7 protein-coding genes are annotated in these 6,963 nt (G+C 69.5%); 6 read left to right on the plus strand and 1 reads right to left on the minus strand.

The window, feature by feature from the left end:
* Nucleotides 1–243: 243 nt before the first annotated feature.
* The 3 genes from AB0D18_RS36340 to AB0D18_RS36350 all read left to right on the plus strand — a co-directional run bounded on the left by AB0D18_RS36340 (nt 244) and on the right by AB0D18_RS36350 (nt 3,462).
* Nucleotides 244–1,923 carry a glycoside hydrolase family 20 protein gene (locus tag AB0D18_RS36340; protein WP_362428846.1) on the plus strand — a complete coding sequence of 560 codons (1,680 nt, stop codon included), beginning with the start codon at nt 244–246 and terminating at the stop codon, nt 1,921–1,923.
* Between the two features lie 220 nt (nt 1,924–2,143).
* Nucleotides 2,144–2,656: a hypothetical protein gene (locus AB0D18_RS36345; RefSeq protein ID WP_362428849.1), complete on the plus strand. Its 513-nt coding sequence runs from the start codon at nt 2,144–2,146 to the stop codon at nt 2,654–2,656.
* A gap of 179 nt (nt 2,657–2,835) precedes the next feature.
* Complete coding sequence (locus AB0D18_RS36350) at nt 2,836–3,462, plus strand: hypothetical protein (RefSeq protein ID WP_362428852.1); 627 nt, start codon at nt 2,836–2,838, stop codon at nt 3,460–3,462.
* 95 nt (nt 3,463–3,557) lie between these two features.
* Here the strand turns inward: AB0D18_RS36350 and AB0D18_RS36355 are convergent, their stop codons facing one another.
* Complete coding sequence (locus tag AB0D18_RS36355) at nt 3,558–4,751, minus strand: PP2C family protein-serine/threonine phosphatase (RefSeq protein WP_362428855.1); 1,194 nt, start codon at nt 4,749–4,751, stop codon at nt 3,558–3,560.
* Nucleotides 4,752–5,076: 325 nt separating this feature from the next.
* Here AB0D18_RS36355 and AB0D18_RS36360 point away from each other — a divergent pair, with 325 nt between their 5' ends.
* The 3 genes from AB0D18_RS36360 (at nt 5,077) to AB0D18_RS36370 (ending at nt 6,867) form a co-directional block, all read left to right on the plus strand.
* Nucleotides 5,077–5,349, plus strand: a complete 273-nt coding sequence (locus tag AB0D18_RS36360) for a hypothetical protein (RefSeq protein ID WP_362428858.1) — start codon at nt 5,077–5,079, stop codon at nt 5,347–5,349.
* 492 nt (nt 5,350–5,841) lie between these two features.
* Nucleotides 5,842–6,045, plus strand: coding sequence for a hypothetical protein (locus AB0D18_RS36365; RefSeq protein ID WP_362428861.1), 204 nt, complete (start codon nt 5,842–5,844; stop codon nt 6,043–6,045).
* A 168-nt stretch (nt 6,046–6,213) separates the two neighbouring features.
* Complete coding sequence (locus AB0D18_RS36370) at nt 6,214–6,867, plus strand: response regulator transcription factor (protein WP_362428864.1); 654 nt, start codon at nt 6,214–6,216, stop codon at nt 6,865–6,867.
* The last annotated feature ends 96 nt before the right edge of the window (nt 6,868–6,963 follow it).

The raw sequence follows: 6,963 nt of genomic DNA on the forward strand, positions 1-6,963 counted from the left end.
AGGGAGGCGGAGGGGTGCAGCGTGGCTCCTACGTCGAGTCCGTCGAGTGGCGGTGTGCGGGAAGGGACAGTGGCGGGGTCGTCAACGCTAGCGATGACCGGGAAGAACTGTCCGACGAATGCACGAATTTCATCCGAACGGGAGGGTTTGCGCGCGCGGGGTAGACGGTTCTGCCGCCGGAAGCTCGTAGTTTCGGGCGGGTTCAGTGCTTTTCGTACCAAAAGCGAGAGTTGGGGACGCCGGATGAGCAATTCCCGAAGGTCACACCGGGCCGTGCGGGGCCGGGTGCCGCGCGGAGCGCTGGTGGCCGGGGCCGTCGTGGCCCTCGCGGCGGCCGGCACGGTCACGTTCGCCGCCTGGCCGGACGGGGAGGGCCGGCCGCAGTCCTCGGAGTCGGCATCGGAGTCGGCCGCGTCCGACCAGGACGCCAAGAGCGCGGACGCCGGGCGTCCCGCGTCGCCGTCCCCCGCCGTGTCCTCGACGCGCCCCGTCTCCGGGCCGCCGCGCACCATTCCCTTCGTACGGGACGTACGGGCCGGCCGTGGAACGGGCTGGCGGCCCGCGGCGACCACCCGGGTCGTCGTGGCGGCGGGCAGTGAGGCGGCCCTCGCCGACGAGGGGCGGCTGCTCGCGGGAGAGCTCGGGAAGGGGTACGCACAGAGCGTCCCGGCCCGTACCGGCGACGTCGAGCTCGCGATGGGCGCGCCGGGCTCGACCGGCGGACCCGAGTCGTACACCGTGACGACCCACGGCGGCCGGGTGCGGATCACCGGCGGCGACCAGGCGGGCGTCTTCTACGGCACCCGCACCCTCAAGCAGGCGGTCCGCTCCGGCGGCGGTCTCGCGGACGGCGTGCTGCGGGACGCCCCCGCGAAGCCCAAGCGCGGGTTCGCGCTCGACACCGCCCGCAAGCACTTCGACGCGTCCTGGATCGAGGACCGCATCCGCGAGATGGGCGACCTCAAGCTGAACGAGTTCGGCCTGCACTTCTCCGACGACCAGGGCTTCCGGATCGCCTCCGACTCCCACCCCGAGATCGTCTCCAAGGACCGGCTCACCCAGGCCGAGGTCCGCCGCATCGTGGCCCTCGCCGCCTCCCGGCACATCCGGGTGATCCCCGAGATCGACTCGCCAGGACACCTGGGCGCGGTCATCGCCGCCCACCCCGACCTCCAGCTCCGCAGCGTCTCCGGCAAGCCGTCGCGCGGCGCGGTCGACATCGCGAACCCGAAGGCGGCCCGGATCGTCGACGAGCTGCTCACCGAGTACGCGGAGCTCTTCCCCGGCTCGTACTGGCACCTGGGCGGCGACGAGTACCGCGCGCTCACCGTCTCGAACCCGGAGGCCACCTACCCGCAACTCACCCGCGAGGCCCACCGCAGGTACGGTGCGCGGGCCCGCGTGCAGGACCTGGCGACGGGCTGGCTGAACGACCGCGCGGAGACGCTCGCCGAGTACGGAAAGACCGACATCCGCGCCTGGAACGACGGCTACTTCGCGGGCGGCGTCGTCGACACGCCGAAGTCCCGCGAGGTCGCCTACTGGACGGGCAAGGAGATCGGCGCCCGCGAGCCCCTTGAATACCTCAAGGAGGGCCGCGAGGTCCTCAACGTCAACGACGAGTACCTCTACTACGTCCTGGGCGAGCCCAACACCTTCCAGTACCCGACCGGCCGCCGCATCTACGACGAGTGGACCCCCCGCGTCCTGCGCGGCAGCGAGAGCGTCCCGGCCCGCTACGACGACCGGATCACCGGCGGCCAGCTCGCCGTCTGGTCCGACTACCACAACGCCCAGACCCAGCCCCAGGTCGCCCACGGCCTGCGCCTGCCGCTGCGCGCGACGGCCCAGAAACTGTGGGACGCGCGGAAGCCGGGGCTGGACTGGGAGGGATTCAAGAGGCTGGCGGGGGAGGTGGGGTAGCGCAAACCGACCCGCATGGGGGAGGTCAGGGGCGGAAGGGGGATTCCGGTCGGAGTGGGTGGGTGATTCAGGCCGCAGCCCCCTCCCCATGGTCATGACCCCCCGTCATGTGGGCACAATGTGCCAGGACTGTGGTGGATACGTGCGCAACTGGCCGTATCGCCGAAGTCCGGGTGAGGCTTGAGCCTCTTGAGGTCAACGCGTGGGGGGAGTGGGAAACATGGGTTTCTGGGGTTACTTCGTCGTAGGGAAGAACACCGGGCCGCTCTCGGAGCTGGAAGCATTGGCCGAGGTCAGGGACGATCTGGCGCTGTACGACGAGCGCGCAGGCGGCTGGCAGGTCTGGGAGCGCCCGAGTGAGCCGGAGGTCGGCGACATGGGCGCGCTGGCGCGCGGCGTGTGCCGGGAGACCGGGGCACCGGCGCTGTTCGCGTTCGTGATGGGCAGCGACTGCGTGGTCGTGGAGGCCGCGGCGCCCGAGGGCGGTTCGTGGTTCGCCTGCCTGGGGCGCGAGGCGATGGCCGGGTACCTGCAGGCCGACGGGCTGCTCCTGGAAGACCTGTTCCTGTCGGCCGAGGACGCGGCGGAGAAGGCCGTGTCCTGGGCGGCGGAGGCCGGAAGGACCGTGGAACTGGAGCCGCTCGTCGCCGTGCTGAAGGCGGAAGCGGATCCGGTGGCCGAGGAACTGTTCGCTTACTTCCTGGACGTGCTGGGACTCGAACGACAGCAGTAGCAGCAGCCGCAACAGCAGTGGAAACGGCAGCAGTGACGTTCCGGCAGGGAACCCACCGGAGTGTGGTGGCGTTGTCACTGTGACGTATTCCGGTGCCGGTACGCAGACGGAAGCAGAGGGTCCGCCACTCCGGGCGGTCCCGAGCCCCTGACGTTCCGTCATGGTGTCGAGGAGGACGCGTGAGTCTGCCACTGGTGGAACCGACCGGGCTGGCCGATCGGATCGACCGCGCCGACGAGCGGGCCCTCGCCGTGAGCGCGCTCGCCTGCCTGGACCGCTGTCTGCCGCTCCTTGAGTACGTCGACGGGGTCACGGTCACCGCGGACGCCGCGGACGCCGCGCTGCGCCCGCTCTGGGAGGCGGCCGAGGGCGGCGAGGAGTGGCTGGGCCGGCTGCGGCTGGCCGCCGCGGCTGTCGTACGGGCGGCGGACCACGCGGACCCGGGCGTCGAGCCGGCGGGTCCTGCGGACGCCGGTGCCATGGACGTCGGTCCTGTGGACGCCGGTCCCGTGGAGGCCGGTCCTGTGGAGCTGCTGCGGCGGGCGGCGGCCGTGCCGCGCCGGTACGAGGCCGGGGAGCTGCGGGAGTGGGCCGTGGAGTGTTCGGCCGTGGCCCTCTCCGTACACCGGCATCTGGACGGGGGCCGCGACGGCGGTCCCCTCACCACCGGGGAACGACGCCGTCAGGAGCGCCTGCTCGACCTCCTCGCCGAGGACGGCGACGGACTGCGGGCGGCGTTCGTGCAGTCGACGGAGGGCAAGCGGGTGCTGCGGGCGGCCGCGGCACGGCGGGCCCGACGGAGGTAGCCGAGACGCGGGCACCGCCACCTCGCGGTGGGCCTCCGGGCCCCCTTGAGGCGCGGTGGGCCTCCGTACCCCCTTGAGGCCCGCCCGCGGCCGCCCTAGGTGCCCACCGCGGCACCGACGTTTCCGGTGTCGGGGCCGTGCCAGTCCAGGCACAGGACGGTGGCGTCGTCCTCCACGTTGTCCTGGCAGGCGTCGCGGACGGCGGTGACCATGGTCCTCACCACCTCGCGCGGATGGTCGACGGCGGTGTCGTGCAGCAGTCCGTGCAGGTCGACGCTGGACGCCTTCCGTTCCTGCATGCCGTCGGTGAAGAGCATGAGGCGGTCACCGGGACGCAGGTCGAGGTCCTGCACCGGATAGGCACCCTGCACCGGGACACCGAAGGGGAGGTTGACCTTCAACTTGATCTCTTCGACCGCCCCGTCGCGGAGCCGCAGGGGCCAGGGATGCCCGGCGTTGACGAGCTGGGCGCTGCTGCCGTCCAGGGCGATGCGCAGCAGCTGGCCGGTGGCGAAGGTCCTGCGGCCGTGGTCGAGGAGTGCCTGGTGGGTACGGCGGGCCTGTTCGGCCAGATCGGTTCCCGCGCGGCGGGCGCCGCGGGAGGCGTTGACCAGGAGGGTGGCCATGAGCGAGGCGTCGACGTCATGACCCATGGCGTCGGTGATGGACAGGTGCAGGGTGCTCTCGTCCAGGCTGTAGTCGTAGGTGTCCCCGGCGATGTCGGAGGCGGGCACCAGCGCACCGGCGAGAGCGAATTCGGCGGACTCGCAGGAGGGCGCCGAGGGCAGCAGCTGGCGCTGGATCTCCGCGGCCAGGGTGACTGAGGCGGTCCGGTTTCCCCAGTGGTAGAGGTCGGTGAAGCGGCGGTCGGTGACGATGATGTACGCAAGCGCGTGTGCGACCTCCTCGACCTGCTCCAGCACGTTCTGGGACACGTGTTCCAGGCGCAGCTCCAGCACCCCGATCGCATCGCCGCGGTTGGAAACCGGCGCGAACACCCTCTGCTCACGGCTGCCGTTGGCCACCGTCAGCGCCTTCTGGGTGCGCAGGACCTCGTTGTAGACACTGCCGTCCAAAGGGATCTGCTCGGCGCCGCGCTCCTGCGGTGCGGTCCCCTCCTCATTGACCCGCAGCAGGCGTCGCCCGACCACGTCAACAAACAGGAACGACACATAACGCGCGTCAAAACGCGCACGCAGATTGTGCGCGACGACATCAAGTGAACGTACTGGGGCCGCAGCCTCTGCGGCAGCCAGCACCTCGGCCAGTCCGATCCGATCACGCCCCACAGCGACCTCCCTGAGTTCGAGACTGGTCCCTTTACCCCCTGCCGCTCGGAACATCACCGCTGCTTCACATGCCGAAGACCACACGGGCCGCGCGCGAACCGTTCACGATTTGTTGGTGCCAGTGCCTGAAACCCAGGCGGAGGAGGGGAGGGTGGCACGGGACCCGGGCAGGGCCGCACGGCTTCGGCAGGCCCGCCGAAGATCTCCGCCAACGTCCGGCGTCGCCGCGACTTCACCCGTCGCTACGCCCACGCCCTGTTGCCGGGAGGACTGACCGGCCCGGTCGGTACCACCGAGGTCGCCGACCAAGCCGCCCGGTCACGCCTTGACATCCGGCACGACGCGGGCCCCGGCGTGGCAACTGTCCAAGCCGGTCACCGGCGCCAAGGTCGTGATCAGGCGCACGTCCAAGGTCGTGCGCACCCTCGATGCCACCGGGCTGGGCGCCGCCCTGACGCCCCGCTGGGACGGAAGATTCGTGGACGGTACGAGCGCTGCCGCGGGCGCCCGCATCTGGGAGCTCACGGGGGCACCCGAGGACGGCACAGGCACCGCGCTCGGCGTCACCGGGACCCTGCGCGTCATCGACGGCGCCTGACGGGAGCGGTCGGCGAGTGGGCCCCAACTCGCGTGAATTTCGCCGGGCTGGGGCCACAACGGCGCAATGCGGAGCACGGGTCTGGGGAGGACCGGGCACCCGCTTGGTCGCGTTGGTCACGCGGTTGGCCATCCTGGGGCCCCCGCCCCGTGGTCAGGTGCCTGAAAACCAGAAGGACTGCCGGGGCCGCCACCCTCAGCCGGACTCACCCATGAAGAGTCTCTGACCTAGTGTTTTGCCGTCCAGGCAGAGGTTCCCGACTGCGGTGTAGTTCGGTCTCGAACTGTGTGTTTCTGCCTGTTCCTGAGGACTGTGGAGCTGTACACCGCGGCCTGCGTCGCGGGTGCCCTGGAGGCCGCGCACGAAGCGGGCTCACCCACCGGGCGTCAAGCCGTCGAACACCGTCATCCGTGACGACGGCCGCACGTCGGTCGTGGACTTCGGGGTCTCCAAGGGCAGCGTTCCCACCACGACATCGCCACCACCGGTGGCATGACCGGCACCCCTGCCCACATGGCACCCGAAGCTCTCTCCGGCACCTCCGACCCGTACTCCCTCGGCTGCGTGCTTGACGAACTCGTCACCGGCCGCCGCATTTTCACCGGCGCGTTCTCGCATCTGATCAACCAGCACCTCCACGAACAGTCCACCCCGTTGGCGTCTTGCCGGTGGCCCGGAGCACCGCAAGTTGCCTAGGAGTGAAACGCCCATTAGTCGCATGGCGCCATATTTCGGAAGTTGCTTTTTCGTCCGCGATAGATACGATCGATCAAGTAAATAAACGCTTTTGTTAGGGCAAAGTGATCCTTGGTGGTATGACCGTGTGACGACCTGTGCGGGGAGCACAGGCGCGGGAGGGGGACCTTGAACACTCGGCGATTCAATGCGACGGATTTGACTCGTGGTGGCGGCTTCAATATCGGGCTGGCGCTTTCCGGTGACGTCCTGCGACGAAGGCTGGAGCGCGTCTTCGTTCACGAGGGGTGGGGTTCGGAAGTCATTGAAAGCGTGCACTGCCCGGCTCCGTGCGACGTCCTCGTCATGGACGCCGAGAGGCTTCCGCAAGTGAAGTCGTCCACGCCTGCCGTCGTCGTCGCGTCGGAGAGCATGACGTCTCTGGGTGGGGATCACAAGGCAAATGTTCGAGCCCTCATGGATCAGGAGGATCTCGATGCTTCATTCGTCGCGGCAGTGCGAGAAGTGTCGACCGGAAACGGGTGGGTCTCGCCGACCCTGGCCCGTTCGCTGATCAATTCATCGATGGGCTCACTGAACACGGAGCCCATGGAGAATAATGCGGAGGGCCTGGAGGGAAAAGCGTGGGCGGGAACGCGCACGCATGTCAATCTGACCACGCGTGAGATCGAGGTTGCGGCGCTCGCCACGCAGGGACTGAACAACGGCGAGATCGCCGCATCGCTTTTCATCGCGGAAAGCACCGTGAAGTTCCACATGTCCAATGTGCTGCGGAAGACGGGATTTCGGGATCGCGGCCAGCTCGCGGCTCACACTGCCTGAACGCGGAACGAGGAGGGCCTCACCGGTTTCAAACCGGTGAGCCTCCCACGTCGCTGAACTGGGGCGCAGGCGTCGCTTGTTCGGTGGGGGACTGGG

Origin of the sequence: Streptomyces sp. NPDC048442, assembly GCF_040651475.1 — a bacterium.
Classification (GTDB): Bacteria; Actinomycetota; Actinomycetes; order Streptomycetales; family Streptomycetaceae; genus Streptomyces.